The sequence below is a fragment of the Streptomyces sp. ISL-43 genome (assembly GCF_018614195.1).
GTDB lineage: Bacteria > Actinomycetota > Actinomycetes > Streptomycetales > Streptomycetaceae > Streptomyces.
In genome coordinates this window covers 53,452-80,207 of record NZ_JAGGOT010000034.1, presented here as the reverse complement: position 1 = coordinate 80,207, position 26,756 = coordinate 53,452, and the positions used below count along the sequence as shown (strand labels likewise).

The window sequence follows — 26,756 nt, the reverse complement described above, 5'->3', positions numbered from 1 at the left end:
ACAGCCACGTACTACCGCTCATAGGTCACGCGGGAACATCCGCAGGTGTTGGTGGGCTTGGGCTGTGGGCGAGATGGTGCCGCATGGCGGTTCATGGCAGGGTCGTTCCTCATGCGGATTCTCGTGATGGGTGGCACCTGGTTCCTCGGCCGAGCAATCGTCGACGAAGCGCTACGGCGCGGTTGGGATGTGACGACGTTCAACCGGGGGCGCTCCGGCGCGGTCGAGGGCGCCGACACCGTCCAGGGTGACCGGACCAGCCCCGACGACCTGAAGCGGCTTGCTTCGCACGGGCCATGGGATGCCGTCATCGACACCTCCAGCAGTGAGTTCCCTCCCCGTGATGTGCTCCTCGCCGCCGATATCCTGCGCCCGGCCGCCGCACGGTGGGTGCACGTCTCCACGGTGTCCGTCTATCAAGGGTGGCCCCACCACCCGCTCACCGAGGACTCCCCGCTGTTGCAGTGCCCGCCGGACGCCGATGAGTCGTTCGGTCACACCGGTCCCGACGGCAGCCCGACGAAGTACGGCTTCCAGAAGGCGGGTGGAGAGGCTGCCGTGCGCGCCGCCTTCGGGGACGACGCGGTGTTCCTGCGGCCCGGAGTGATCTTGGGGCCTGGCGAGTACGTCGGCCGCCTCCCCTGGTGGCTCACCCGTGCCGAGCGCGGCGGACCGATCGTCGTCCCAGCGCCGGCCGCCCAGATGATCCAGCCTGTGGACGTGCGGGACGTCGCCGCCTTCGCCGTCGATCAGGCCGCCGGCACCGATGGCCCCGGCCGGGCGTTCAACATCGCCCACCCCGATGGCATCAGCTGGTCCGACTTCATCGCCGCGTGCCTAACCGTCACCGGTAGCAGCGGCAGCCCGGTGTGGGCCAACGCGGCGGCACTCACCGCGCACGGTGTCAAGCAGTGGACGGAGCTTCCGCTGTGGCGCGCGCACTCCGGAGTGTGGTCCGTCGACCCCTCCCGTGCCGTTGCAGCCGGGCTCCGCTGCCGTCCGCTTGGCGACACCATTGCCGATACCTGGGCGTGGATGCAGGCAGACGGCCGACCAGTCGAACATCCGCGGTCGGCCGAGCACGGCGTGGACCCGGCCAAGGAAGCCCAGATCCTCTCCGCTCTCGGCCACCCGTAGGTATGCGGGACGGAGGGTCATGGCTCGATGGCCAGGAGCCCGCTCCCCGTACCCAGCTGCCTCGGCGCCGAGAGGCGCCCGAACTCCTCGATCTGTTCCCCGAGCGTGACAGCCACCCCCGTCCCCCTGAACGCAGGGGCCGTCAGAGCCCGCCGCAATGCGCCGGTGCGCTCCAACAGCCCCGCCACACGCTGCTCCGCCGGGATCACCCACACCGTCTCCAGCGTCACCGCCGCCGCGTCCAGGTCGCCCCGAAGCACCTGCGCCGCAGCGAGGTCGGCCGCGGCCTTGCCCCGTACCGATACCGACTGCCGAGCCGGCGGCCGGGACGCGACCAGATCCAGCGCCCGCTGCGCCGTCACCTCCGCCGCCGCCCCGTCGCCGACGAGCAGGGCGGTTGTGCCGTTGGACATCAGCAGTCGCTCCTCATTGAAGGCGAACTCGCCGCCGACGTCGTCGTGCAGGGCGTCCCGCTCGCCCCTGTCCTGCCGCGTGGACGCGACGAGCGCCCGGGTGGCCCGCTCCCGGTCCCCGAGGTGCCCGTGAGCGCGGGCCTCGATGGACAGCAGCCGCCGCTTGGCCGTGTCGCCCAGACCGGCGTAGGCCAGCGCAGTCCGTACATGCCGTACGGACTCCGAGGGGCGGCCCGTGTAATACGCGCAGATCGCCAAGGATCCGGTGGCGTAGGCCCGCAGTGGGTCGAAGCGGGCCATTTCCCCGTACAGGGCCGCCGATCGGGCGAGGCGGGCCGAGTCGTTCAGGGCTCCGAGGTCGAACGCAGCGGTTGACAGCAGTGCGCAGGCCTGCCCCGCCACGATCAGCAGGTCCTGCTGCTGCACGGGCACCTTGGTGAGTCCACGTTGGTGCTCCGCCTCCGAGCGCAGGACCTTCGCCCGCCGGAACACGTTGAAGGCGCTCACGGCGCCGTACGAGCGGGCGAGGGACAGGGCGTCGTCGCGGAGCTGGTCGATGGTCGTGTCGGATACGGACTGCGCGGCGGCAGCACCCGCCTCATCAGCGGCGTCACGTGCGGTCATGGCGATTTCACTTTCGAGGTTGTACGCAGCGGGAGTCACCGAGGCCGAGGCCGACAGCGCGGGCGGTGGCCCGAACAGCGCCGCGGTCTCCACGTCGAAGAGCTGCTCCAGTGCCCGGCGCGTGTCCGGTCCCGGCATGGTCTTGATCCGGCCCGACGTCCACCGCCGAAACTGTGCCTCCGACACCGACATGCCCTGTACGCCGGCCTGTGCGGCCGCGCGCTCGAACGCCGTGACGAAGTCCCTGTAACGCCAGTGCCGTTGCTGGACTAACACGCGCAGCAGCGTCGCCGGTTCGCCCATCGGTTCGCTCCCTCAAGGTCAGGAGACGGGCCACATCGCCCGCTCCACTTCGTGCCTACCGGCCAACTTCCCTGCTGCGCAATGAAACCCGTGCAGATGACATCGCGGGCACCACCTCCATGACACCCCGGTCACCCGCGTGAGCACCAGATGACACCGGCCGCGTCGTGGTCGTGACACCCGCTTCAGGGGGGCTCTTACGCCACCTCGACGGAACCCGGCGAAAGGGAGTGGAACGTGAGAAGCCCCGGCTTCCCCGACCAACCCTCTGGAGCGACCCGGTCCTACCTCCGCAGATGCGGCGCGTGAACTCAGCTCTACGGAAGGATGGATGGATGAGCGACTGGGAGTTCGTAAAGGACAGGACGGCCACGCAGGGCGCGGTGTGGAGGTCGGCTGACGGTCTCCGCTACAAGCGGACCGGAGGCGAGGATCTGCGAGAGGAGACCGAGTTCCAGCGGCTCGCTGTCCGCCTCGGATACCCCGTTCCCGAGATCGTCGACAGTGGCGCGGAAAACGAGCGCTACTTCGTCATCGAGCCGTCCCTCGGCGTCGCCACGCTGCACGAGCAGGCTCGTGGTGGACGGCTACTGGCGGATGTACGTGAGTCCAGGGGCGCGGTCGAGGTCGAGGGTGAAACGGTCGACCTGGTCCGTACTGCTGGACACTGTGAGGATGTAGCCATTGCCGGCGTAGACGCCCGGCCCCGTCGGGGAGAGCTGGTCCCTTGCGCCTCGGCGCCACAGGTGGAGGGCGTCGGCGCTATGGGTGAGCCGCAGGCTGCCGGGGGCCAGGTCGCAGGTGAAGGTGCCGAGCTCTGTGTGCTGGCCGCAGCCGTCGAGTGTGGGCTGGGTTCGTACGGCAGTGTTCGAGGTTCGCTCCAGGGTCGCCGCTCGGACGAGGGCTTCCTTGGGAGCCTGCGTCGGCTGCTTGTGGAGGTCCCGGAGGACAGTGGCGGTGGTGTGGTCGGCCGAGAGGCCGGCGTTGTTGGACAGGCAGAGCACGCGTAGCCCTGACGCCTCCATGTGGGCAGCGGCGGAGAAGCCCTGCTCGTGGCCGTAGTGGAAGACGGCGGCGCGGCCGGGGCGGGCGTCGGCGTAGAGGCCGGGGCCGTAGAGGTAGGGCTCGTGGTCGCTGGGCTCGTAGGCGACAGTTTCCTGCCAGGGGAGCTGTTGGGGGTGCTGCCAGCCCCGATGGACATGCGTGAGCCAGCGGTCGAGGTCGCCGACGGTGGTCCATAGGGATCCGGGGCCGGGCAGGGTGACCGGCGCTTCTGTGCGCTGCCAGCCGTGGTGAGTGGCCTGGTAGGCGGACGCCGCTCCGCGGATGACCTGGCGGGGGTCGTTCTTGAAGTGGGTGGAGTCCATGCCGAGCGGGCCGAAAAGGTTGCGCCGGGCGAGGTCGGGCAGCGTGGAGCGGTAGACCGTTTCGAGGATCTCGGCCAGGAGGAGGTAGTTGGTGTTGCTGTAGAGAAACCGGGCTTCGGGGACGGCGCGCTGGTCTTGGCGGTAGGCGAGGGTGTGCAGGTCGTCGGCCGTGTAGTGGTCGAGGTCCCTGAAGCTGGCGAGGGAGAGCAGGGATTCGGCGTCGCGTATGCCCGACCGGTGGGTGACCAGGTCCGCGACAGTGATGTCGCTGATCTTGAGTCGGGGAAGCAGGTCCGCGGCCCGCTGGTCGAGGTGCAGGAGGTTGTCACGCGCGGCGAGCAGGATCAGGTGAGCGGTGATCTGCTTCGCGACCGAGCCGACGTTGAAGGTGGTCTCCGGTCCGATGGGCAGTCCGTGTTCGAGGCTGGTCAGACCGGTGTGCAGAAGAGTGGGGTCTTCGCCTGGCCGGTGGACTAGCAGGGACAGGCCGGGCCCCTCGTCGCGGGCCACGTTCACAGGGCGCGTGCCTGGTGGTGGGCGGCAGCGAGGCGGTGGCGTAGTCCGTCGTCGCTGATCAGCTCCAGAGCGCGGGCGTGGTCGGTCGCGGTGCCGGCAAGGAGGCTTCGCTGCTGGTCGAGGTAGGCGGTCAGGAACCGGTGCAGGTCTCCCGTGGTGCTGTTCAGCGCGTGAGCGGTGAACAGCATGGTGAGCGGGAACGCCCAGCAGGCGTGGAGGAAGCCGAACGCCGGCCTCGTTGTCTGCTTCCACGGGGAGTGGAAGTGCGCGGTGTCACTGATCTTGCATCCCGTGGCCGCGAGCGCGTCGTTCAGCCAGTTGTGCCCGGCCTCGTGGATGAGGTCACGGGCTAGGACGACCGGGTCGTCGACGTGGTCCATGAAGACCGTGCCGGGCAGGCGGCTGATGGTCCAGCTGTCGAGGGTCTCGCCGATGTTCTTGGTCCGCAACAGGCACAGGACGACGGCGTGCGCGACGAGTAGATCACCGAAGCCGGCTCGTGCGGCGCTGGCGTACGCGTCGGCCGCGAGGCTGCGGAGGTGGGGCTGGGCGGGTTCGGTGCCGGGGCCCAGGACGTAGTAGGGGGTCTCGGAGATCGCGGATCGGGGCAGGTCAGCGAGTGTGGGTGCCACGACCACGCGTGTGCCGACCGCGGTGGGGACGGAGCTGGTGGTGGCGCCAGCGTCGGGGTGGGCGACGCACCAGTCGAAGGTCGCGGCATCGCCGGCGCGGGCGGCTGCTTCGGCTCCTTCGAGGGCGTGGTGGGCCAAGCAGTAGTCGGCCGCCGCGCTGGTGCCGGACTGCGGCGGCTGGGCTCCGGGGCGGATGACCGCGCGGATGCGCTGTGTGCGCTCGTGGTGCAGTCGGTCGATCGGCGGGAGGTCGAAGAGGTCGGCGAGGGTATGCATGAGGGGGCTCTCCTGTTCGGTGGTGGGCCCGGGGCCGGGCCGCAGGTGCTGGCGGCCCGGCCCCGGGTGGGTTCACCGGCGGCGCTCAGAGCACCGGGCGGCTGTGGGTGTTCAGGCGGTGGTGGTCTCCGCCTCGGCCGCCGGCCAGCCCTCGGCCGAGACGCTGGAGGTGTGGGCGGTGGTACGGACGGTCTCGTCCTCGCCGCGCAGGTCCTCGACGTTGGCGAGGAAGTCGGCGATGCGGTCCTGATTCATGCGGTGTTCCGCCTTTCGGTCTCGTTGGCTTCGGCTTGTTCCGCTTGCTCTGCTGTGGGGCCGGATTCGGGGCGGAGATCTCGCCCTGGGCATGAGGGGCTCCCTCGTGTCGGTCAGCGCTGGTGGAGGTCGGCCGCCGTGCTGAGCGCGGTGCGCAGGTCCTCCATGGCCGGCCGGTCGCCCGCGTCGTCGGAGAGCGCGGCGGTGACGACGCTGCGCAGGGGCTCCGGGATGAAGGGCAGGTTCGTGTGGCCGGCCAGGCGGGGGATGTCCCCGCACAGGTAGCGATAGACGAGGACGGCGAGGCTGAAGACATCGGCAGCCGGGGTGGCCTCGTGGTAGCCGGTGAGGTACTCCGGCGGCCAGTGCACCTCGGGGCCGCGGTGTTCAGGACCGCGCGGGGTGGACAGGCGGCGGGCGGCTCCGAGGTCGGTGATCAGGCCCCGGTCCTGGTCGATGAGGATGTTCTCCTGGTAGACGTCGCGGTGGACGATTCCGCGCTGGTGCAGGTTGCCCAGGCCGTCGGCGACGTCGGCGAGGATGCTGAGGCCCTTGCCGGTGTCCTTGGACGAGGTCATGAAGGCCTGGAAGTTCCCGCCGTCGCAGTGCGGCATGGTGTACCAGTCGAACCGCTCCGAGCTGCCCTGTTCCAGCAGCGGGACGATGTGATCGGTTCCACTGGCGGCGGCGGTCAGCTCCGCCTCGTGGCGGAAGTCGTCGCGGGTGAGAGCGCGTTCGGTCTCGGTCATCTGCGCGTACCAGTAGTAGCCGTACGCGGCGGGCTTCTCGCTGGTGTCGAGCTCGGCCAGGACGTGGTTGCTGCCGAAGCCCGCCTTCAGTACGACGTCCTCCTGGCCGGGGCGGCTCGCTCTGACCAAGGTGCTGGCCCTCGTGAACGCGAGGAGGTCGTTGATGTGCCGGCCGTCCGTGCGGAGCTGATCGAGGACCCAGGCTGCGGGATGCATCGGGTGCAGGTTCATCGGCTCGCTTCCTTGTTCGTGGCCGTGGGAATGCCGGCCGAGCGGAGGCCCTCCATGCAGGCGTCGACCAGGGCTTCGAGGTCGGCATAGGTCGTGCAGGGGTGCTTCAACACTGGAAGACCGGTGGCCTTGGTCCAGGCGTCGGCGGCCTCGTTGTGGAGGTCGGCCAGCCGGGCGGCGGCCTCGGGCTGTTCGGTGAAGCGACGCTCTGTCGCACGTCGAGTGATGCGGTCGTGGCAGATGTCGGGCTCGGTGGTCAGCAGAACGGTCAGCTGCGGACGCTCTTGGGTTTGCTCGGCGAGGCGCTCGACGTACGCGTCGACGGGCTGCTGGTGGAGCAGGGCGAGCAGGCAGGCGGTGGAGAGGATGAGCCGGTCGGCGAGAACCGGCCCCTCGGTGAGGGCGACAGCGATGTTGAAGCGGGAGTGCAGGGCCAGGTCCTGGGCGGCGGCCTCGATGGCCTCTTGCTCGTCGCCGCCGTGGCCGGCCCGCAGACGGATCAACGTGCGGGTGGCGGAGTGGGAGAGCCAGGAGAACTGGCCGATGTGGCTGAGGGGGATGCCCTCGGCGTGGGCGGTGGCCAGGAGCCGGTCGCGGAGGGTGCTCTTTCCGGCGCCGGCTATGCCTTCCAGGGCCAGGAGCACGCGCTCACCCCGCCGCGGTGGGCTCGGCGATGAGCCAGCTGATGAACTTGGCGACCCGGCCGGCGGTGACCGGGAGGGTTCCGTGCGCGAGCTGGGAGCCGTACAGCAGGGCCGTTCCGGGGGCCGGGGCGGCGCTCCAGCGGGTGCGGGGCATCTGCTGGAACCAGGTCGCGGAGTTGTCGGCCCCGTCGTGGGTCAGCCACATGCCCTCCGAGTACCCGTTCGATGCGGCATCGGGGGCCTTGCCGTTCCACAGCCGATCGCTGGAAGCGGTCTCCACGTAGAAGTCGCCTCCGGCGTCGGCTTGGGTGATCACGACGCTGATGCCGGCGATCTGGCGGGGCCAGGCGAGCGGATCGGGGGCGATGCCGTCGAGGTGGCTGGTGATGTGCTGGCCCACGCCGTACTCGACGTACGTCCACGGGCGGCAGAGGGTGATCGAGGGCATTACGCGGGAGAGTGCCGGGCGAGCGCGTTCGAAGGCGTCGCCCAAGAGCTTCTCGGCGGCCGGGGGGATCGCGGGGATCTCGACGCGTCCGGCAGGCTCGTAGACGGCCGTGGCCTCTTTGGGGCTGTGGCCGGGGATTTCGTGGATGGAGGTCCGGCGCTCGTCACCGAAGCGGCTGGTGCCGCCGCTGGTCAGGACGTCGTTCATCAGGTCGGCGAGGTGGGCCCGCTCGGCGTCGCTGAGGAAGTTCTCGATGCTTCCGACGCCGACGGTCTCGGCTATGTGGATCACTTCGTTCCCCCTTGCTGGAGCACGCGGTGGATGTCGTTCAGGTCCGTGCAGTGGTTGAGCCAGCTGACGACCGGGCTGCGGGTGGCGGCCAGCGGGTCCTGCCACAGGGCGAGGAGTTCTCCGGTCAACGGCAGGTCGTCACTGTCGGGTAGTAGGCCCGCGTCAGACGTCTCGGCTTGGGGCAGAGCGCCGCACGCGGTGCCATGTTGCTCGGCGAAGGCGAGGGTGAGACGGGTCGCGGCTGTGGTGCGGCAGGCCCGCAGAAGGGCGGTTGCGGGCAGCGGCCGGTCGTACGCGAGGTGTTCGGTGACGGTCCATACCTGGGCGATGGCAGAGCTGGCGGCGGCGACGCGGCAGGTCGCGCAGCACCGGTGGCCTGCGTCCGGACAGAGGAGGAGGTATTCGCCGATGGTGGCTGCGATCTCGTCCAGGACTGCCCAAGCGGTATTGGCCAGCATCGCGCCAACGTCAGGGCGCCCGTCCCCTGCGGTGCCCTTGTGGTTGCAGCACGGCTCGCCCGCTCCGGGCTGCCTGCTGGAGGTGAGGGCGGGTTCGATGAACAGGGTGTGGAAGTAGGCGATCCGTCCCAGGAGCTGGTGGAAGGTGACCGCGTCGCCGGGCTTCACCGCAACACCCCATCGGCCACTTCCGTCGGCACCGGCAGCGGGCAGGCGCATGTGGTGCCGCCCGTCGGGCGCTCGGCGTCGAGTGCTGCGGCCAGAACAGCGGCGGCCTCGCACAAGCGGGCGAAGTAGCCGTCCCATCCCTGACCCGGGCCGGGGGCCAAACTCAGGTCGAGGACCGGCGTCGTGGTCCCCGTGCTCTCACAGGTGAGCTCCGAGCGGCTGACGTTGACCTCGATGCCTGCGGGCATGAGGGCGTTTGCCAAGGTGGCGGCCCGGCACAGGGCCGCAGCAGCACGGGCGTACTCCTGGCGATCGCGAGCGAGGAGACCGATACGCAGCTCCGTGGGGGCCAGGTTCGTGCCGGTGTACTGGTGGCCCTGGCAGCTGTCGTACGTGACGAGCCCCCACGCTCGGGTGACCGTGTCGACCAACGGCCAGACGCCGGGTTCGATGGCCGCCTGCCACATCGGGTGGGCCGGGGTGAGATCGTCGGCCTCGTGGACGCCGGCGAGGCCCACAGTGTTGATGTTTCCGTGCTCGCTGGTGTGCAGCCTCACTTCGTTGCCGACGAGGTCGGGATTGTCCCAGCTGGTCAGGAAGGCGTTCACGTCGCGCATGCTGTTCGGGGTGCGCGGGTGCCAGCGCACGCTCTGGCACCAGGCGCCGGCGGGATGACCGGGCTGGGCCAGCAGTGCGGCAACGCCGTCGATCATCCGCATGCGGTATTCGCAGTACGCGTCGTGATCGTCGGCCGAGTCTTGGCGCCAGCGGGTGGCGATGCACCCTCCGCCGCAGCTGGTGCGGTAGTCACAGGTCGTGCACTTGTCCATCAGGGCCTTGGCCTGGTTCAGCAGGAGCGAGTCCTGCTGGGCACGGACCACCTCGTGCTCGTCGGCCGTGGACTCCAGCTGGGTGAGGCGGGCCTGGGGCCAGGGCAGTTCGTCGCAGCTCCCGAGGCGGCCATCGGGATAGAGGGTGAAGACGTGGTCGCACTTGAGGTCGGAGAAGTGGCAGAACCCCGTCGTCAGACCCCGTAATCGCCGGATCGTGGAGACGGCCGGTTCCAGCTTGATGCGGGCGAAGTGTCCGGCGCTGATCCAGTGAGCGGTGGCGGCTAGGACGAACTGGGCGTACTCGTCGGGATGGATCGCCCAGGCCGGGCCATCGGCTGCGTTCACGGCAGCCTGCTGAAGCAGTCGGCTGGCCGACTTGCGCCTGCTCGGCAGGGCCGTGGAGCGGCGGATCGTGGAGTCGAAGCAGGGTACGAAGCTGATCGCGTTGACCGAACCGAAGCCGGCGAGGTGGTCCAGCACCTCCTCGGCGCGGTCCAGCACCGCCGGGGTCACCGCGGCGATCACACCGACGCTCCGGCCCCGCTCCGCGAGCAGGTTCAGGGCGGCGGCGACGCGCGGATACACGGGCTTGCCGTCGTAGCCGACACGCCAGGCGTTGCCCTGGGCGTCACCGTCGAGGGAGATACCGATCCGGAGGTCCGGGCAGAGAGTGTCGAACATGTCGAGCCAGTCGGCGTCGAGCAGGACACCGTTGGTCTGCAGGCTGACGCGGACGACCTGAGGCAGGCCGGCCAGCTCCGCGAGGATCGCGCCGATGTGCTCCCGCCCCGCGGTCAGGGGCTCGCCGCCGTGGAGTTCGACGGCGAGCTTGCGGCCCTTGAAGATGTCGGCCAGGCGCCTGATCTGGTCGGCGCTGACCCTGGCACCCCCAGGCGCCTCCTTGCGCTTCTCGTAGCAGTAGAGGCAGTCGATGTCGCACGTCTCGCCGCGCGTCTTGACGATGACCGACACCGCGGTGCCGGTGTCATCGGCGTCCAGGCTCCGGTAGAGCCCGTCGATCGTGTGGCGCTGTTCTGTGCTGAGGTTCATCGGCTGCCCCCTCCTATGCTGCCGTGACCGGATGACTGACTAGTCGGACAAACGCCCCAGCAGGGCGCCCTGGCCGGACTGGAGAATGTGCGCGGCCTCCAGCGGGATCCAGAAGCACTCGAAGTGAGTCGGCTCCTGCTCCCCGTCGTGGTCCTCCTGGCTCATCCACCGCTCCGGGGTCGGCTCCGTGAGCTCCAGGTGGAAGACGTGACGGCGCTGGATCTCGAACCGGTACGGGCTGATGTCGTACTCGGTCTCGCCGAGCTTGCGGACGATCTTGAAGTCCGACAGGCCGGTCTCCTCGCGGGCCTCGCGCAGAGCGGCGGCCTCCGGAGTCTCAGCGGGGCGGATACTGCCCGCGGGCACCTGGATGCCGACCTCCTCGTAGGAGTAGTCGGTGTGGCGGAACACCAGCAGGCGCCCGTCACGCACGACGTAGACGAGGACCTTTTCCTTCGTGACCTTCTCGGGCATAGCAACAACCTCCACTTGGTACAGGAGCTGATTCGTGGGCTGGCCCGGTAGAGGGCCGGGGACTTCTTGTCCCGGGCCGACCGTGGCCGGTCGGTGCCGCAGGCAAGCCCACGAGTCTAGGCCCCCAACTTGCTGTCGAATCAGCACTATTCAGTCGATGAGCTGACCCGCGAAGGGCCTCCGTGCCGCCGGGGCTATGGTCTGGCGCCTAGCCCTCGTCCGGGTGTGCGATGGCGAGCCCGCTGCTGGCGTACGAACCCTCGTCGCCGCCCGATCAGCCACTTCGCCAGCATGGTCAGAGGGCAGACGCCGATCACGACCGCTGCCCTGATCCGCCGTTCGATCACCCGCGCTGCTGGGCAGATCGAACTCCGCCCAGCAGCGCTTTCCCGTCGCCGTCAGATCGGCACCGTGGCGGTCGGCGAGCACGGATACGAGATACAGACCGTGCCCAGACTCGGCGCTCCCGCTCAAGGGTTCCGGGTGCGGCAGCACTTTGGCCGCGTCATGCACCTCGACCACAAGCACAGGCCCCTCCTGGCAGACGCTGACGGTGACCGGCCCCGACGCGGTGTGGCGTACGGCGTTGGTGATCAGCTCGCCAGCCGCCAGCTCGATTCCAGCCAGTGCCTCCGCATCGAGCCGTATGCCCCAGGAACGGATCTCGGCCACGACCTGGTGTCGTGCCTGCCGGGCGGCGGCTGCCGTGCGGGCGACGGTGAACGCGAGCTGGTGGTGCGCTGCCATGAGCGGGCCTCCTGGGCTGCCTGACTTGCGTTAACCACGGCGGCGACTCGGCCTCGCAGGGCCGCTGTCTTGCCGGGGCGAAGACGAAGTGTTCCCGGCGGCTCCCGCCTAAACGAGGCCCTGAGTGATGCCGAACGCGGCCCTTTCGTGCCTAACCGATGTCTATTCGCTCTCCACCTGGAATTTCTGGACAACAAATCTTCGGTCGGCGGCTGTTGATGTCTAGCGTGGATGCCGGACAAGGACCCCGGCACGAGGGAGCGGCTGTGGAGCCATCAGGACCGACCCTTTTCCAGACCCTGATCAACCAGCGGGGTTGGCAGGACTATCAAGTCTTCAAGCGGCGCTACGAGCAGGCGGCCAAGCAGTTAGCGGAGTTGGAGGGGCCGCCCTCGATCGGGACCGCGACGATCGAGAAGCGGCAGTTCTTCCGGTACGCGCACGGCGAGGTCCGGACCCCGCAGACCGTCGCCCGCCGCGTCCTGGAGTTCATGTTCCCGGGCATCTTGGCTGCCCGTCTCCTCGGGCCTGCGGAGTCCAAGCCTGGGACCTCGCCGCACCACCCAGCGGCTGACGACCGCAATGCAGTGGATCCATCCGAGTACGGCCTTGAAGACGTGGTCATGGCGGCGGCGAATGAGTCGGCGCAGTTCGCGGCCAGGGCAGAGAGCAGCAACGTGGGACCGCACACGCTGGAGCAGCTGGAAGCTGACATCCGCCGCCTCGTCATTACGTATCCGAACCGGCCCGTCGGGCCCCTGTTCCGCGAGGTGCGTGCCCTCCGCGACCGCGCCTTCGAACTCCTCGAAGGCCGCCAGCCACCGCGGTACACCAGTGACCTCTACGTGGGCGCTGGCGTCCTCTGCGGCGTACTGGCCAATGCCAGCTTCGACCTGGGCCGCTACGACGCCGCCGAGACACAGGCACGCACCGCCTTCCTATTCGGCGAGCTCGCCGGCCACAACGGACTTCGCTCCTGGGTGCGCGGCCTCCAGGCACTGATCGCGTACTGGGACGGCCGCCCCGTAGACGCCGTACGCCTCGCCGACTCGGGAAGTGCGTTCACCCCCGAGTCCGGCACGGCGCAGATCCGGCTGGAGAGCATCAAGGCACGCGCCTACGGCCAGCTCAACCGGGGCAGCGATGCTCTGGCCTCCCTGAGCGCCGCTGACCACCTGCGCGAGTGTCTCGTCGAAGGGGACGAACTGCCCGGCGGAATGATGGCCTTCCCCGTCGAGAAGCAACTGTTCTACTCCAGCAGTACGCACCTCTGGCTTGCCGGCACTCAGCACCTCAGCGACGCCGAGACCCGCGCCGATGAAGCGGTGGAGATGTTCCAGTCCGCGCCGCCGGAGCAGCAGCGACTCGGCGAGATGTCCCTGGCCCGCATGGACCTCGCGATGGCTCGGCTGGGCCGAGGGGACATCGACGGAGCCGCGACGCAGATCCACGCTGTCCTCGGGGTCAGTGCCCGGCGCCGCACCGAGAGCGTCGATCGCCGGATCGGCCACTTCAGCCGTCAGCTCGCGCTGCACCCCGGGGCCGGATCACCTGCCGCGATCGGCCTTCGTGAGGTGATCATTGCTCATCAGGAACGAATGCCCGCTCAGCTCCCGCCAGGAGGCAGCCAGTGACGACCGTGACCCTCTTGAACCCCGGCGCCATGGGCGCAGCCGTCGCCGCCCAGGCCGTCAAGGCAGGCCACCAGGTGCTGTGGGTGCCGGAAGGCCGCAGCGACGCGACCCACCGGCGCGCGAAGGAAGCCGGGGCCACCGCGTGTGACTCGCTCGGCGAGGCGCTGGAACGCAGCGAGATCGTCCTGTCGATCTGTCCGCCGCAGGCCGCCGAAGACGTGGCGACCACGGTCGCTGGCCACGCCTTCGCCGGCGTGTACGTGGATGCCAACGCGATCAACCCCCAGCGCATGCAGCGCATCGCGGAGGTGATCAGGCCGGGCGCCACGGTCCTCGACGGGGCGATCTTCGGCCCGCCGCCCGGCGGCCAGCGGGCGGCTCGCCTCTACCTCGCCGGCGAAGCTCAGGCCGTGGACACGGTGCAGCCGGTGTTCAAGGACACCGCGTTGCACGTCCGCCGCTCGAGCGGCAGCGTCGGCTCCGCTTCCGCGCTGAAGATGGCGTTCGCCAGCTACCAGAAGGCCGCCCGAACCCTCGCCGGAGTGGCCCACGCGCTGGCCGACGCCCATGGAGTCGGCGACGAGCTCACGGCCGAGGCGCAGGTGATGGCGTCCAACATCCTCTCCGACCCCGGATACCTGCCCAGCGTGGCCGCACGCGCCTGGCGCTGGGCCCCGGAGATGGAGGACATCGCCGAGACGCTCCGCGCGGCCAACCTGCCCGCAGACATGGCCGAAGCGGCAGTCGCGGTGATGTCCCATTGGGAGGAAGACAAGGACCAGTACGACCTGGAGCTCGCCGACGTGCTGGCCCACCTGCGGAGCCAGGGTGACTGAGCAGCGGTCAGTCGTACCCCTGGATGCAGCCCAGTAGCGACAGAGAGCCAGGGTGGCGGCGCCGGGCGGCCGTGTCGCCGGACAGTGGGTTCGTGGCGGGCTCGGCGGCGTACGGACCGCGGCGAGGCGCGTTGGTGGTGGTCTGGAGGAGGTAGACCGTTCCTAGCGATGTCGGCCGCTATTGGCCGGATCGCTGGATACCGGGCTGGCCGGTTGTCTCCCCGAACGGTCTTGGGAGAGCGAGAATGGCGCGAGCTGGTCGCTTTGGTCCCAGCAGGTCTTGCCACCCTTGTGGGGTGCGCCTGTGGTCCTTGGCGGGCTCGTGTTCCCGCGTGCCCTTGGGCGGGGCACGGCCTGGCCGGTAGCTCTCCGCAGCACGATCCTCTGGTCGTGTGCGGTCACACCTGGCCGACGCCGTGCCCCGTAGCAGAGGGCGCGCCTTCCGATCGCCACCGCGGCCGCATGGTGCCCGGTGACGACGGTGGTCTTCGATTGCTGTTGAAGCGGCTGCTTCCAGTACTGGGCTCCCCAGCGGGAGGTGTAGGCGGGATCGACCGCGACCACGACGAGCCCCGCGTGGAAGGCCATGCCGGACAGCCGTTCCCGGAAACGCGCGGTGGGCATGCCGGCGACGGTACGGCGGAAGGTCTTGCCGCGCTTGCCTCGGCCCATGGTTTCGCGGCCGGTGGCGCGGGCGTCGGCGAAGCCGAGGTTCTCGATGGCGAAACCGGCGCAGCCGTGGAGTTTCGCGAGGCGGATGAGTTCGGTGATCGCCTGCCGTAGGCGCCCGTCGCGCTGGGATGTCGGTCCGGTCAGGTCGGTGGTGACGGTGATGGGCTGACCGACCGGGTTGCCGTGGGCGTCTACGACGCAGGCGGCGAGGTGGTCGGCATTAAGGTCCACCGCGAGCAGCCGGGTGCCAATCGCGGTCAGCTCGGCGGGGGTCGGCAGCACCACCTTCGGTGTGGACCACGAGGCATCGAGGTACCAGCGACCGCGTTCGGGGTCGCAGACGATGTCGTAGCGCACGGAGCAGTTTGCCGTGACCCTGTCCAGCCACTCATCCCGGCGGTGGTTGAACGTAACGGGACACGAGAGCCGGTAGCGGCCCCGAGGTGCGTTCGCCAGGTGCCTCAACGGTTCCGGCAGGACGACGGTGACCGTCCCATCGGCCGGGTCCACAGTGATCGTGTAATTCCCGTACGGCGCACCGGACTCCCCGTCAGCGGTCAGAAACAAGCGCTGTGCGTCCCAGCACTCCCGCCACTCGTTTTGAGTGAGATCGGCGTCGATGAGGTTGTGCCGGGTCTTCGCGAGACGGCGGCCACCGACAACGATTGCCGGATGCCCGGCCTCGATCCGCTGCTCCACCTCGGCCAGGCGCACGGTGAGCACCTGCAACCGGCACTGCTTCTGCGCACGCTCAGTCCGGCTCGGGTAACCGCGGACACCACCCACACGCTGACCACACGGAACGGCCAAACGCTTACCGATCTTCGAGATGGCCCGACGCAGCAAGGCGCGCTCATCGAACAGGCATCGCACACTCAGCTGGTACTGGTCCTCGGATGCGCGGGTGATCGCCCCCGCCCAGCGCGACGACGACACCCCCGTCAGTGCGCGTTTACGCTCCGCCCGCCGGTTGCTCTTCACCGGCACCATGCCGATCCGCACTCGCTCAGCCAGATCAGCACGGGCATGCCGGCCGAGATGCCCTCCGACGACTCGCAAGACCTCGACATCGCCAGAGGTCAGGCGCAGACGATCCCGGATACGCGCACCCGCAGGCGCCGACACCGTAAACGGAACAGCCAACGCACGCAGTGCACGCCTCCGCCGACCCCCACCACGCGCCACCAGCTACCCCTCCATCCCCCACCGCAGCCCTGACGACTTCCACCCCCACACTGACCGTCTTTGCCAAGATCGCCAGCTCACAGCACCCGCGTTCACTCATACGAGGTACACCACGGCCAACAATCAAAATCAACAGCGGCTACCCGGGGGTAGACGCTGCCGGGGGCCGCCCAGGCGGGTACAGGAGGTGCTAGGGGCGCCAGCTGCCGTGGCGAGTTGGCGGAGCGTTGCCAGGTTGAGCTGGCGCCCGGCCACGGGCCTCTCATGCCGTGCGGCCGCCTCTGGTAGGTGCCCCGGGGGGGATCAGCCGGATCGGCCCTATCGGTTCGGGTGGTCCGGGGACAGGAAGACGATCACGCCCGTCTCCGTGCCGGGCAGGGCCCGCACCTCGTGCCAGCCGAGGCGGCGGTACGTGGCCACCGTGTCCTTGGCCAGCCGGCTGGTCAGGAGCCAGGCGCGGCGGTCCGGGGCGTCGGTGGTGATCTCGGTGAGGAGGTCCCGGCCGGTGCCGCGGCCGCGCGCGTAGGGGCGTACGGCCAGTTCGTCTATCTCCAGTGCCCCGGCGAGGAGTTCCTTCACGCGGGCCGGGCCGAGCTGGGCCGCGACCTGGGCGTACGCACGGTTCTTCGGGAAGGTCGCCGGGGTGATCCAGCCCGTCGCGAAGCCGTCGATGCCGGTGGCGGACTGGGCGAGGGCCGTACGGAAGCCACGGCGCCGGGCGTCGGCCGGAAGGCGGGCAGCGAACTGGCGAATGGTTTCTTCGTCTTCGTTCCACGGCGGGGCGGAGAAGACGTCGGCGTAGGCGTCGACCAGTTCGTCCGCGAGGTCGAGGACGGCCTGTCCGTAGCAGATCACGGTGTCCTTGCTCCTGGTGTTGATGAGGGAAGTGTGGGGAGTGGAGGGGTGGGCGAGCTCCAAGGGGCTGAGGCGGTTTGCCCCTTTGGGTGGGAGATTGAATTTATGCCCATCAGGTTCCATGGGCAGACATCGCACGGATGCGGCGAGTGTGCGACAAATCCCCTCGGTGCGGTCCGTGTCGGGTGGCGGGGCGGCCGCGTTGAGCAGCGCGTGGACAGACTGCTTCGGGCCGCCGGCGGATGCGGGCTCGCGTTTCTTCTCGTCCTGGGCGTGGTGGCGGTGCTGCCGCGCGGCGTACGGGACGCGGTGCCGGATCCGGTGATCGGCGGGGCCGTGCTGGTGTTGGGCGCGGTGGGTGCCCGACGTGTGGTCAAGGGCCCGAGTTAGCCTCGTGGGGCAGGTAGGCGTGTGAGCGTGTGCATGTATGGGCGCGTGGGCGTGTAGGCGCCTGCGCTGTAGGCGCGTGGGCGTGTAGGCGCGTGGGCGTGTAGGCGCGTGGGCGTGTGGGCGTATGGACGTATGACGTACGAGCTGATGGCGTGAGGGAGTTGGGCATGGTGCGGGTACCGAGTTCCGTAGTGGCGGCCACCGGTCTGGTCGGCGGGTACGCCGTCGCCCGGTGGACCAAGAAGCGGCCGCTCGGCGGTGTCGTGCTCGGCGCCGCGGGCGTCGTGGCCGGGCTGGAGTGGCACAAGCGCGGCGGCGCCCCCGCCGCGGCAGGGCTCGGTGCGCTGTACCTCGCCGGCTTCGCGGGTGCGCACCCGCTGGCGAAGAAGGTCGGCGCGTGGCCGGCCGTTCTCGGAGCCGCGGGCATCGTGGCCGCCGCGTCCTGGGCCGTCGCCGACCGCGGCTGACCCGACGCCATGGCTGACCTCTTCGGGCCGGTGCCGCGCCGGGGTGGTCAACCGCGGTGACGGCTACGGATGCGGCTCCGGGCCGGTGAGCACCGGGGCCGGGCCGGCCGAGGCCTCGGGCGCCGGGTGCCCCTTCTTGACGGAAGGGGTCGACGAGGGCTCGTTCGCTCGGGTCACGGCCCGACTCGCTCGACCTCGTTCGGATCGATTCGTAGCGCCGATCCGCTTTCGAAGGGTGTATCGGATGCCAGGAGGCCGACGACGACTTCCGCCACCCTGTCGGGCGAGGTGACCTGTCGGCTCGGACAGACCATCTCGGCGATGGCCGTCTTGGGGGCGCCTGCCATCTGCGAGATACGGTCGATCATCGGGGTGTCGACAACTGCCGGACAGATGGCGAAGACCGAGATCCCCTGCTCGGCAAGCTCGGCGGCCGCCGAACGGGTCAGGCTCACCAGGGCGGCCTTGCTGGCCGCGTAAGGTGCGGCGACAGGCATGGGAATCATCCCGAGCCAGGAGCTGCTGTTCACGATCACCGACCCGGATGCCATGCGCGGCGCGGCGTGTTTCATACACAGGAACGCGCCTTTGACGTTCACGTCCAGCACCGCATCGACAACGTCAGCAGACCACGCGGCCATAGGCCCCGCAGTGCCCTCGATTCCGGCGTTGTTGAAGAGGCAGTCCAGACGCCCGAAGCGTTGGACGGTGGCTTCGACGGACGACTCGACCGATGACTCGTCGGTCACGTCCAACTGATGGAACGCGGCTCGCGCGTTGCCGAGATCGGCAACGACGCCCTCGCCCCGCTCTCGGTTCCTGGACGCCATCATGACGCTGCAGCCCTCGGCCAGAAGCCGACGAACCGTGGCGAGCCCGATACCGGTGGCGCCCCCGGTCACCAGGGCAACCTTCGACTGGAGCCTGTCGTCCATCTCAGCCCTCACTGTCGGGTGTCGGCAGAATGACGCTCGGCCGCGCCGTCCGCTCGTCGGCTCAGGTCCGTAGGCGGCCCCATCCGACCTCGGATCTGCGGAGCGCATGCCGCGGCCTGCTCACGACTCACTATTGAGCCGCGCCACTCCTCTCGCGACCCGGGCCCGCGCCCGGCAGCCATCCGGAGTAGGCAGCCCAGAGACTGTGCGGCGGGCCCTGGCGGGTCGGGTCTGTGCCTACTTCTCGGCCGAGCAGTCCGGTCGGTCCTTCCTCGCCGGGCTGGTCAGAACCGGGCCCAGTGAGCGCCGGGGCCGGATCGGCCAACGCCTCCGGGGCCGGGCCGGGCCGGACCCGTACCGCCCGCCGCCGGCGCTCGTACAGCCGCCGCAGAGCCCCGTACATCCGCCGGGACCCGCACAGCCCGCCCCGCTCCCTATCCCCCCAGCGCCCGCGACAAGGTGTAGATCAGCAGGCCCGCCAAGGCGCCTACCACCGTGCCGTTGATGCGGATGAACTGGAGGTCGCGGCCGATGTGGGCCTCGATCTTGCGGGAGGTGTGCTCGGCGTCCCAGCCCGCCACCGTGTCCGTGATCAGCGAGGTGATCTCGGTCCGGTACGTGGTGACGACATAGACCACCGCACCCTCTATCCAGCCTTCCACCTTGTCCTGCAGCCGGCGGTCCGTGGCCAGCCTGGCCCCCAGCGACATCAGCGAGGACCTGACCCGCAGGCGCAGCGCGCTCCGCTCGTCCTCCGCCGCCGAGATGATCATCGAACGGACCGCCATCCAGGTGGAGGCGATCACGTCCTGCACCTCGTCGCGCGCCAGCAGCTCGGACTTGAGCCGCTCCACCCGCGCCCGGGTCTCCGTGTCCGACTGGAGGTCGGCCGCGAAGTCCGCGAGGAAGCGGTCCACCGCCCCGCGCGCCGGGTGCTCCGGCATGTCCCGCATCTCCTGGACGAAGCGGAGCAGCTCCTTGTACACGCGGTCGCCGATCTTGCGGTCCACGAAGCGCGGGGTCCAGCCGGGCGCCCCACCCTGCACCGCCGCCTCCACCGAGTCCGCGTGCGTGACCAGCCAGTCGTGCGCCCGCGCGCACACCAGGTCCACGACCCGGCGGTGGCCGCCGTCCGCGACGACCTTCTCCAGTGTCTTGCCGATCCCCGGCGCGATCTCCGCCGTCTCGGCCCGCCGCGTGATCGCCTCGCCCACGACGGCCTGTACATCGGAGTCCCGCAGGACCGTCAGCGCCCCGCGCAGGGCGGTGGCCAGCTCGGCCGTGACCCGGTCGGCGTGCGCGGGCTCTGCCAGCCAGGAGCCGAGCCGGCCGCCGATGCCCAGCGCGTGCAGCCTGGTGCGCACCACGTCGGCGGAGAGGAAGTTCTCGCCGACGAACTCCCCGAGGGAGACGCCGAGCTGGTCCTTCTTGGTCGGGATGATCGCGGTGTGCGGGATGGGCAGGCCGAGCGGCCGCCGGAAGAGGGCGGTGACGGCGAACCAGTCCGCGAGCGCGCCGACCATGCCCGCCTCGGCGGCGGCCGCGACATAGCCCGCCCAGCCGCCCGCGCCCGCGTGCTCCGCCCACTTCGCCGCGACGTAGACCAGCGCGACCAGGATCAGCAGGCCGGTGGCGGTCCGCTTCATCCGGCGGACGCCGCGCCGGCGCTCCTCGTCCGCCTCGCTGAAGACGAACCCGCCCCGCGCCGCCGGCTTCGTCGTACTGCTGCCCTGCTCCACGTACTCCTGCTTTCCCCCGGGCGCCGGTTTTGTCTCCATAGCATCCGACTCCCGGGGAGCCCTGCGAGTTCCCGGCGCGCCGAACGCGCGCCGGACCGCGCCTACAGCTCCTACAGCCCCCGCGGGTCCACTACGGCTCCTGCGGCCCCTGCCGCCGTCCCTACAGCTCCTTGCGCGGCTTCGACTTCGAGATCCGGTTCGGGTTCGCGTTCTTCGGCGGCTTGACCTTGATCTCCACCCCGCCCCAGAAGGCGAAGCCCGTCACGACCACCCGCGGAGCCCCCGGCGCCGGCGGGCCGGGGTTGTCGCGCTGGTCGAAGGCGCCCATGACGCCGATGCCCCGTACGTCGACCTCGACGCCCGGCGGCACGGTGATCTCGATGCCGCCCATGACGGCGACGCAGTTGATCACGACCTCGCGCTCCGCGAAGTTCGCCTCGCGCAGGTCGAGCTCACCACCGCCCCAGAACGCCACCGCGTGGAAACGGGCGGGCACGGTCCAGTTGCCCTTGCGCTGGAATCCCGACATGACCGCGACGGCCATGGCCGGCCCGCCCGCCGGGCCGCCGCCACCGATCCGGGCCGGCCAGGCCGACTCCGAGCCCGCCGCCGCGCCCTTCGTCAGACCGATCGGGGCCGGGCCGACCGGGGCGGCCGCCACCGGGGCCGTCGCGCCGAGCGCCGGCAGGTCCCGGGTGAGCGGTTCCAGCTCCGCGTACGTACGGGACTTGTACGCCGCCTCCAGCCGCTCCTCGAACTCGTCCATGTCGAGCCGGCCTTCGGCGACGGCGTCCCGCAGCCGGTCCACCACCCGCTCCCGGTCCGCGTCCGACGCCCTCAGATCCGGCAGCGGCTTTTCGGACGGCACCGGCTCCTGGGGCAACGGCTTCTCAGGCCGCTCGTCACTCATGAGGACCAGCCTATGCAGTCGCCGGTAAGAGTTGTATGGCCCGGACCCGGCTCCGGCTCAGGGTTCTCCCTGATTTATCCCCGCCTCGCCGCAGCCCCGAGCCCGATCCCGATCCCCGCCCCGCCTCGCCTCGCCGCAGCCCCCTCGCCCGCTCCCTGTCCCGCTCCCTATCCCCGCCCCGCGTACATCCGCGCGATCACGTCCTCGATGTCCGGTTCCCGCACCGACAGGTCCAGCAGCGGGTATTCCGCCGCCACCGCCGCCACCAGCGGAGCCGCCGAAGCCCGCGCCGGGAACGCCAGCCACTGCCGCGGCCCCTCCACCTTGACCACCCGCGCCCCGGCCACCTCGATCGGCGGCAGCTCCCGCTCCAGGTCCACCACCAGCGTCCGTTCGCTCTTGCCCGCCCCGCCCGCCGTGTGCAGTCCGCCCAGCGAGCCGTCGTACATCAGCCGCCCGTGGTCGATCACCATCACCCGCTCGCAGAGCTGCTCGATGTCCTGGAGGTCGTGGGTGGTCAGCAGCACCGTGGTCCCGAGCTCCTCGTTCAACTGCCGCAGGAAGCCCCGTACCTTCGCCTTGCTGACCACGTCCAGCCCGATCGTCGGCTCGTCCAGGTACAGCACGTCCGGATCGTGCAGCAGCGCCGCCGCGATGTCCCCGCGCATCCGCTGCCCCAGCGAGAGCTGGCGCACCGGTACGTCGAGCAGCTCGGCGAGGTCGAGGCGGTCCACGCAGCGTTCCATGTTCTCCGCGAACCGCGCCGCCGGGATCCGGTACATCCGCCGCATCAGCCCGTACGAGTCCTTCAGCGGCAGGTCCCACCACAGGGTCGTGCGCTGCCCGAACACCACCCCGATCCGGTGCGCGAGGCGCATCCGCTCCCGCGCCGGGTCGATGCCGGCGACCCGCAGCCGGCCGCCGCTCGGGGTGAGGATGCCGGTCAGCATCTTGATGGTGGTCGACTTGCCGGCGCCGTTGGGCCCGATGTAGCCGACCACCTCGCCCCGCGCCACCTCGAAGCTGATCCCGTCCACGGCTCTGACCTGCCGTTTCTCCCGGCGCATCAGCCCGACCCGGCGCCGTACGTCGAAGACCTTCTCGACCTCGTCCAGCGAGATCAGCGCGTCGGCCATGTGGGTTCAGCTCCCCGTGCTGCGGTACGAACGGACCCCCGCGCGCCACGCCAGCGACGCGGGGAGGAAGACCGCGAAGGCCACCAGCGGGCTCGCGTACGCCGCCCACCCCGGCAGCCCCAGCGGGTCGGGCCGGCCCAGCACGTGGAGCGCGGGCAGCCAGTTGACGAAGGCGAGGGGGACGATGAAGGTCACCCCGCGCAGCAGGTCCTTCGCGAAGACCGTCGGCGGGTACTGGAGCATCGTGCAGCCGCCGTAGGTGAAGGAGTTCTGCACTTCCGCCGCGTCCCCGGCGACGAACTGGAACGCCGCCCCGGCCACCATCACCGCCCCGAAGATCGCCGCCCCGGCCGTGATCATCACGGGCACCAGCAGCACCTTTCCGGCGGTCCAGTGCAGCTGGTCCAGCTCCGTGACCGCCCACCCCAGCACCGTGAGGCCCTGTACGACGCGCCCCAGCCGGCGCAGCGCGAAACGGTCGGCCGCGACCTGGGCGAGGAGCGGGACGGGGCGGACCAGCATGGTGTCGAGCGACCCGTCGCGGATCCGGGTGCCGACCCGGTCGGTGTTGCCGAGCAGCAGGTCGGCCAGGCCCAGGGAGGCCGAGCAGGACCCGTACAGCAGGGCGATCTCGGGGAGCGCGAAGCCGCCCAGCTCGTCCACGTGCGAGAACATGATGTAGATCGCGACGAAGTCCAGGAGGGTGATCGCCGCGTTCCCGAGGGTGGAGAGGAAGAACGACGTGCGGTACGTCATCGTCGACCGGATCCACATCGCTGCGATCAGGCCGTAGCCGCGCAGGCCCTCCACGACCCGGCCGCGCCGGGGTACCTCCACCGCTCCCACCGGCAGGTCCCGTACGGGGATCGCCTCGGCCACCCGCTCAGCCACCCTGGACCACCACCTTGTGCGTCGCGGCCGACTGCAGCACCCTGCCCAGTCCCAGCAGGGCCAGCGCCCAGGCGGCCTGGAAGCCGAGCGCCCCCGCCGCGCTCCCGGCGCCCGCGCCCTCGCCGAGCAGGACGTCCAGCGGCACCTGGAGCATGGCAGCCCACGGCAGGAGGCGGACGAACTCCCCGAAGCCGCCCGGGAACACGGTCAGCGGCAGCAGCATCCCGGAGAAGAAGATGGAGACGACCGTGGCCATCATGTTGATCCCGGCTCCGTCCATCAGCCAGAACGCCGCCAGCCCCAGCAGGTAGCGCAGCGCGAAGCCCACCACCAGCCCGAGGACCACGGAGACCAGGAACAGCAGCCAGCGCACCGGGTCGGCGGGCAGCGCCAGGTCGAAGGCCAGTGCGCCCACCACCAGCGGGACCACCCCGCGGCCCAGGAGCTGGAACGCCGCACGGCCCAAGTCGGCCGCGAGCCACCACATCTGCAGGTCGGCCGGGCGGTACAGGTCGACGGCGATGTCACCCGTACGGACTCGCTCTTGGAACTCCTCCTGGAAGCCTCCGCCGATCAGCGCGCCGGCGGAGAGCAGCGCCTGGCTGGCCCACATGAAGGTGAGGGCCTGCGACTGGTCGTAGCCGCCGAGACCGGGCCGCTCGTCCCAGAGCGCGATGTAGGTGTAGGCGAGGATGAAACCGAACACGGTGTTGGTGAACACCCCGGCCGCGGTCGCGGTCCCGTAGGTGGCGTAGCGGCGAAAGCCTCCGGCCGCGACCGCACCGTAGAGCCCGGCGCGCCGGGCTGCCGTCTGAAGCACCGCACTCCTCCGTTTCCCACGTCGATGCTGGGTCGTTCGTTTTCCTAGGTCGTCCAAAGCGCGCGAGCTTAGTGCGGAGGGGCGATCCACGCGATCGATTTACGCCCGTCCGGAGCGGAACCGGTGGCCATCGGGTAGACAGCATGAGGTACAGATGTGGATATTTCGTACGGCGCCGAGGAGTCCCGGAGATGAGCGACCCGTCACCACCACCCGGCTGGACCCCTCGCGACCCCGACACCCCCGAGAACACCGGTACCCCCGACGGATCTCAGGGCGCCGGCGCGGCCTCGCCGGCCGGACCGGCGGCGAGCGCCAAGGACGCGGAGAAAGCGGAGAAGCAGAGGGCCGGGGCGGCGAAGAAGGCCAAGCGCAAGCGCACCGGCTGGCGCCGCGTCCTTCCCACCTGGCGCATGGTCCTGGGCGGCGTCCTGCTGCTCGCCCTGCTGGGCGGCGGGGCCCTCGTCGCCGGCTACCTCCTGGTCGACATCCCGCCCGCCAACGCGGCGGCCGTCGCGCAGTCCAACGTCTACCTCTACGCCGACGGCTCCCAACTCGCCCGCGACGGCGAGGTCAACCGTGTCAACGTACCGCTCTCCCAGATCCCCCGGACCGTCCAGGAGGCCGTCCTGGCCGCCGAGGACCGCGACTTCTACTCCGAACGGGCCGTGGACCCCGCCGCGATGCTCCGCGCCGCCTGGAACACCGCGACCGGCAAGGGCACCCAGTCCGGTTCGACCATCACCCAGCAGTACGTCAAGAACTACTACCTGGGCCAGGAACAGACGATCAAGCGGAAGGTGAAGGAGTTCTTCATCGCGATCAAACTCGGTCGCGAGAAGTCGAAGGCCTACATCCTCGAGGGCTACCTGAACACCAGTTACTTCGGCCGCAGCGCCTACGGCATCCAGGCCGCCTCACAGGCGTACTACGGCAAGGACGTCGGCAAACTCGACACCGCCGAGGGCGCCTACCTCGCCACCCTCCTCAACTCCCCCAGCGCCTTCGACGTCGTCGCCCACCCCCAGGGCCGCGGACGCGCCCTGGCCCGCTGGAACTACGTACTCGACGGCATGGTCAAGAAGGGCTGGCTGACGGCCCCCGAACGCGCGGCCACCCGCTTCCCCGAGCCCGGCAAGCTCCGCCCGGCCGCCGGACTCTCCGGGCAGCGCGGCTACCTCGTGGAGGCCATCAAGGACTACATCGCCGAGCACAAGATCCTTGACGAGAAGACCCTCGCCGAGGGCGGCTACCGCATCACCACGACCATCGACAAGAACCGCCAGAACGCCATCGTCGCAGCCGTCGACGACAAGGTGGTCGGCAAGCTCGACCCCGACAAGCGCAAGGCGGACCGCGTCGTACGCACCGGCGCCGTCTCCATCGACCCGGCCACCGGCAAGGTCGTCGCCATGTACGGCGGCATCGACTACACCAAGCAGTTCGTCAACAACGCCACCCGGCACGACTACCAAGTGGCCTCCACCTTCAAGCCGTTCGTCTTCGCCTCCGCCGTGCAGAACGACTCGCACACGCAGGACGGCCGCACGATCACCCCGTACACGATCTACAACGGCGACAACAAGCGGCGCGTCACCGGCACCCGCATCCGCTACGAACCGGAGAACGAGGGTCAGCTCAGCTACGGCAACATCACGGTCAACACCGCCACCGACCTCTCCGTCAACGCCGTCTTCGCCCAGATGGTCGTCGACGTCGGCACCGACAAGGTCAAGCAGACCGCCATCGCCCTCGGCATCCCCGAGAGCACCCCGAACTTCGACGCGGGACCGGCCATGGCACTGGGCACCATGCAGGCCAGCGTCCTGGACATGACCCAGGCCTACGCGACCCTCGCCGACCACGGCCGCCACACCCCGCACACCTTCGTGGAGAAGATCACCAAGGCGGACGACACCGTCCCCCTCCCGCACCGCGAAGCGACCCAGGCCGTCAGCCGCGAGGCCGCCGACACCACCACGTCGATGCTGGTCAGCGTCGTCGACAACGGCACCGGCACGGCCGCCCTCGCCGCCGGCCACCCCGCCGCGGGCAAGACGGGGACCGGCGAACTGGACCGGTCGGCCTGGTTCGCGGCATACACCCCGAACCTGGTCACGGTCGTCTCGATGATGGGCCAGGACCCGGACACCGGTTCCCTGGAATCCCTCTACGGAGCGCTCGGCGAGAACCGCGTCGGAGGCGGCGGCTACCCGGCCCGGATCTGGGCGCAGTACACGAAGACGGCCCTGGGAGACAGCGACCCGCTGGACTTCGACCTGGAGCTCATGTCGGGCGCCGACCAGCTCCCGCCGGCGCCGCCCGTGATCCCCAGCCAGCCGGAGCAGACCCCGGGCGAGCGCTCCTCGGGCCCGCCGGTCCGCCCGACGCCGACGCCGCCGACGGGCGGGCAGACGCAGGGCGGTCAGACGAACGGAGGCCGGACCGACGGCGGACAGGACAACGGGGGCCAGAACAACGGGGGTCAGACGAACGGAGGCCAGACGGACGGCGGTCAGAACACGGGCGGCCAGAGCACCGGAGGCCAGACCACGGGCGGCCAGACCACCGCGGGCCAGGCGGAAGGCGGCACCACGGCGGGCAGCCGCGGCGGCGCCACCGAGGGCATGCGCCCGCCGGCGGACCTACTGGAGTAGCGCCGCGCCCGGG

General features: G+C 70.2%; 25 protein-coding genes. 6 read left to right on the top strand and 19 right to left on the bottom strand.

From position 1 onward, the window contains the following. Positions 1-111: 111 nt before the first annotated feature. A complete protein-coding gene (locus J7F03_RS20150; RefSeq protein WP_251072184.1) occupies positions 112-1,137 on the top strand; it encodes an NAD-dependent epimerase/dehydratase family protein in 1,026 nt (341 codons plus the stop codon). 17 nt (positions 1,138-1,154) lie between these two features. On the opposite strand, the gene J7F03_RS20145 is transcribed toward J7F03_RS20150, so the two are convergent. From J7F03_RS20145 to J7F03_RS20095, 11 genes are all read right to left on the bottom strand, one after another. Continuing rightward, positions 1,155-2,477, bottom strand: coding sequence for a DNA-binding protein (locus tag J7F03_RS20145; RefSeq protein ID WP_214951328.1), 1,323 nt, complete (start codon positions 2,475-2,477; stop codon positions 1,155-1,157). Between the two features lie 587 nt (positions 2,478-3,064). Continuing rightward, a complete protein-coding gene (locus J7F03_RS20140; protein WP_214951326.1) occupies positions 3,065-4,354 on the bottom strand; it encodes a serine hydrolase in 1,290 nt (429 codons plus the stop codon). 2 nt (positions 4,355-4,356) lie between these two features. Further along, entirely contained in the window at positions 4,357-5,268 is a 912-nt protein-coding gene (locus tag J7F03_RS20135) for an HEXXH motif-containing putative peptide modification protein (RefSeq protein ID WP_214951324.1), read from the bottom strand. Between the two features lie 111 nt (positions 5,269-5,379). After that, positions 5,380-5,523, bottom strand: a complete 144-nt coding sequence (locus tag J7F03_RS20130) for a hypothetical protein (protein WP_167347301.1) — start codon at positions 5,521-5,523, stop codon at positions 5,380-5,382. Between the two features lie 113 nt (positions 5,524-5,636). Continuing rightward, positions 5,637-6,503, bottom strand: coding sequence for a protein kinase (locus J7F03_RS20125; RefSeq protein WP_214951322.1), 867 nt, complete (start codon positions 6,501-6,503; stop codon positions 5,637-5,639). Further along, entirely contained in the window at positions 6,500-7,147 is a 648-nt protein-coding gene (locus tag J7F03_RS20120; RefSeq protein ID WP_214951320.1) for a hypothetical protein, read from the bottom strand. The genes J7F03_RS20125 and J7F03_RS20120 overlap by 4 nt, the downstream gene beginning before the upstream one ends. Positions 7,148-7,151: 4 nt before the next feature. Beyond that, complete coding sequence (locus J7F03_RS20115; RefSeq protein ID WP_214951318.1) at positions 7,152-7,886, bottom strand: hypothetical protein; 735 nt, start codon at positions 7,884-7,886, stop codon at positions 7,152-7,154. Continuing rightward, positions 7,883-8,512: a hypothetical protein gene (locus J7F03_RS20110; RefSeq protein WP_214951317.1), complete on the bottom strand. Its 630-nt coding sequence runs from the start codon at positions 8,510-8,512 to the stop codon at positions 7,883-7,885. Before J7F03_RS20110 ends, J7F03_RS20115 begins: the two co-directional genes overlap by 4 nt. Beyond that, positions 8,509-10,395: a radical SAM/SPASM domain-containing protein gene (locus J7F03_RS20105; protein ID WP_214951315.1), complete on the bottom strand. Its 1,887-nt coding sequence runs from the start codon at positions 10,393-10,395 to the stop codon at positions 8,509-8,511. The genes J7F03_RS20110 and J7F03_RS20105 overlap by 4 nt, the downstream gene beginning before the upstream one ends. Before the next feature lie 39 nt (positions 10,396-10,434). Then, complete coding sequence (locus tag J7F03_RS20100; protein WP_214951313.1) at positions 10,435-10,869, bottom strand: NUDIX domain-containing protein; 435 nt, start codon at positions 10,867-10,869, stop codon at positions 10,435-10,437. Between the two features lie 150 nt (positions 10,870-11,019). After that, positions 11,020-11,616 (bottom strand): ATP-binding protein, encoded by a 597-nt coding sequence (locus J7F03_RS20095; protein ID WP_214951311.1) that lies wholly within the window; start codon positions 11,614-11,616, stop codon positions 11,020-11,022. 266 nt (positions 11,617-11,882) lie between these two features. Between J7F03_RS20095 and J7F03_RS20090 the strand changes: the two genes are divergently transcribed. Together J7F03_RS20090 and J7F03_RS20085 are read left to right on the top strand one after the other, a co-directional pair. Then, on the top strand, positions 11,883-13,250 hold the full coding sequence (locus tag J7F03_RS20090) for a hypothetical protein (RefSeq protein ID WP_214951309.1): 1,368 nt from the start codon (positions 11,883-11,885) through the stop codon (positions 13,248-13,250). Continuing rightward, a complete protein-coding gene (locus tag J7F03_RS20085; protein WP_214951307.1) occupies positions 13,247-14,086 on the top strand; it encodes an NAD(P)-dependent oxidoreductase in 840 nt (279 codons plus the stop codon). Before J7F03_RS20090 ends, J7F03_RS20085 begins: the two co-directional genes overlap by 4 nt. Positions 14,087-14,248: 162 nt before the next feature. Here the strand turns inward: J7F03_RS20085 and J7F03_RS20080 are convergent, their stop codons facing one another. Further along, the gene (locus J7F03_RS20080) at positions 14,249-15,901 is read right to left on the bottom strand and encodes a hypothetical protein (protein ID WP_251072182.1); all 1,653 of its coding nucleotides are present in this window, start codon (positions 15,899-15,901) and stop codon (positions 14,249-14,251) included. A 360-nt stretch (positions 15,902-16,261) separates the two neighbouring features. Next, positions 16,262-16,861, bottom strand: coding sequence for an acetyl-CoA sensor PanZ family protein (locus tag J7F03_RS20075; protein ID WP_251072181.1), 600 nt, complete (start codon positions 16,859-16,861; stop codon positions 16,262-16,264). Positions 16,862-17,011: 150 nt separating this feature from the next. On the opposite strand from J7F03_RS20075, the gene J7F03_RS20070 reads away from it, so the two are divergent. Together J7F03_RS20070 and J7F03_RS20065 are read left to right on the top strand one after the other, a co-directional pair. After that, positions 17,012-17,188 (top strand): hypothetical protein, encoded by a 177-nt coding sequence (locus J7F03_RS20070; RefSeq protein ID WP_214951303.1) that lies wholly within the window; start codon positions 17,012-17,014, stop codon positions 17,186-17,188. A gap of 167 nt (positions 17,189-17,355) precedes the next feature. Next, a complete protein-coding gene (locus tag J7F03_RS20065) occupies positions 17,356-17,655 on the top strand; it encodes a hypothetical protein (RefSeq protein ID WP_214951301.1) in 300 nt (99 codons plus the stop codon). 173 nt (positions 17,656-17,828) lie between these two features. Here J7F03_RS20065 and J7F03_RS20060 read toward each other — a convergent pair whose 3' ends face one another. The 6 genes from J7F03_RS20060 to J7F03_RS20035 form a co-directional block, all read right to left on the bottom strand. Continuing rightward, a complete protein-coding gene (locus tag J7F03_RS20060; RefSeq protein ID WP_214951299.1) occupies positions 17,829-18,590 on the bottom strand; it encodes an SDR family NAD(P)-dependent oxidoreductase in 762 nt (253 codons plus the stop codon). 434 nt (positions 18,591-19,024) lie between these two features. Continuing rightward, positions 19,025-20,368, bottom strand: a complete 1,344-nt coding sequence (locus J7F03_RS20055; protein WP_214951297.1) for a DUF445 domain-containing protein — start codon at positions 20,366-20,368, stop codon at positions 19,025-19,027. 121 nt (positions 20,369-20,489) lie between these two features. Next, positions 20,490-21,239: a DUF1707 domain-containing protein gene (locus tag J7F03_RS20050; protein WP_214951295.1), complete on the bottom strand. Its 750-nt coding sequence runs from the start codon at positions 21,237-21,239 to the stop codon at positions 20,490-20,492. A gap of 167 nt (positions 21,240-21,406) precedes the next feature. Beyond that, the gene (locus J7F03_RS20045; RefSeq protein ID WP_214951293.1) at positions 21,407-22,375 is read right to left on the bottom strand and encodes an ATP-binding cassette domain-containing protein; all 969 of its coding nucleotides are present in this window, start codon (positions 22,373-22,375) and stop codon (positions 21,407-21,409) included. Positions 22,376-22,381: 6 nt separating this feature from the next. Further along, on the bottom strand, positions 22,382-23,266 hold the full coding sequence (locus J7F03_RS20040) for an ABC transporter permease (protein WP_374104367.1): 885 nt from the start codon (positions 23,264-23,266) through the stop codon (positions 22,382-22,384). Further along, a complete protein-coding gene (locus J7F03_RS20035) occupies positions 23,259-24,086 on the bottom strand; it encodes an ABC-2 family transporter protein (protein ID WP_214951291.1) in 828 nt (275 codons plus the stop codon). The genes J7F03_RS20040 and J7F03_RS20035 overlap by 8 nt, the downstream gene beginning before the upstream one ends. 191 nt (positions 24,087-24,277) lie before the next feature. Between J7F03_RS20035 and J7F03_RS20030 the strand changes: the two genes are divergently transcribed. After that, complete coding sequence (locus tag J7F03_RS20030; RefSeq protein WP_214951289.1) at positions 24,278-26,743, top strand: transglycosylase domain-containing protein; 2,466 nt, start codon at positions 24,278-24,280, stop codon at positions 26,741-26,743. Positions 26,744-26,756: the final 13 nt, after the last annotated feature.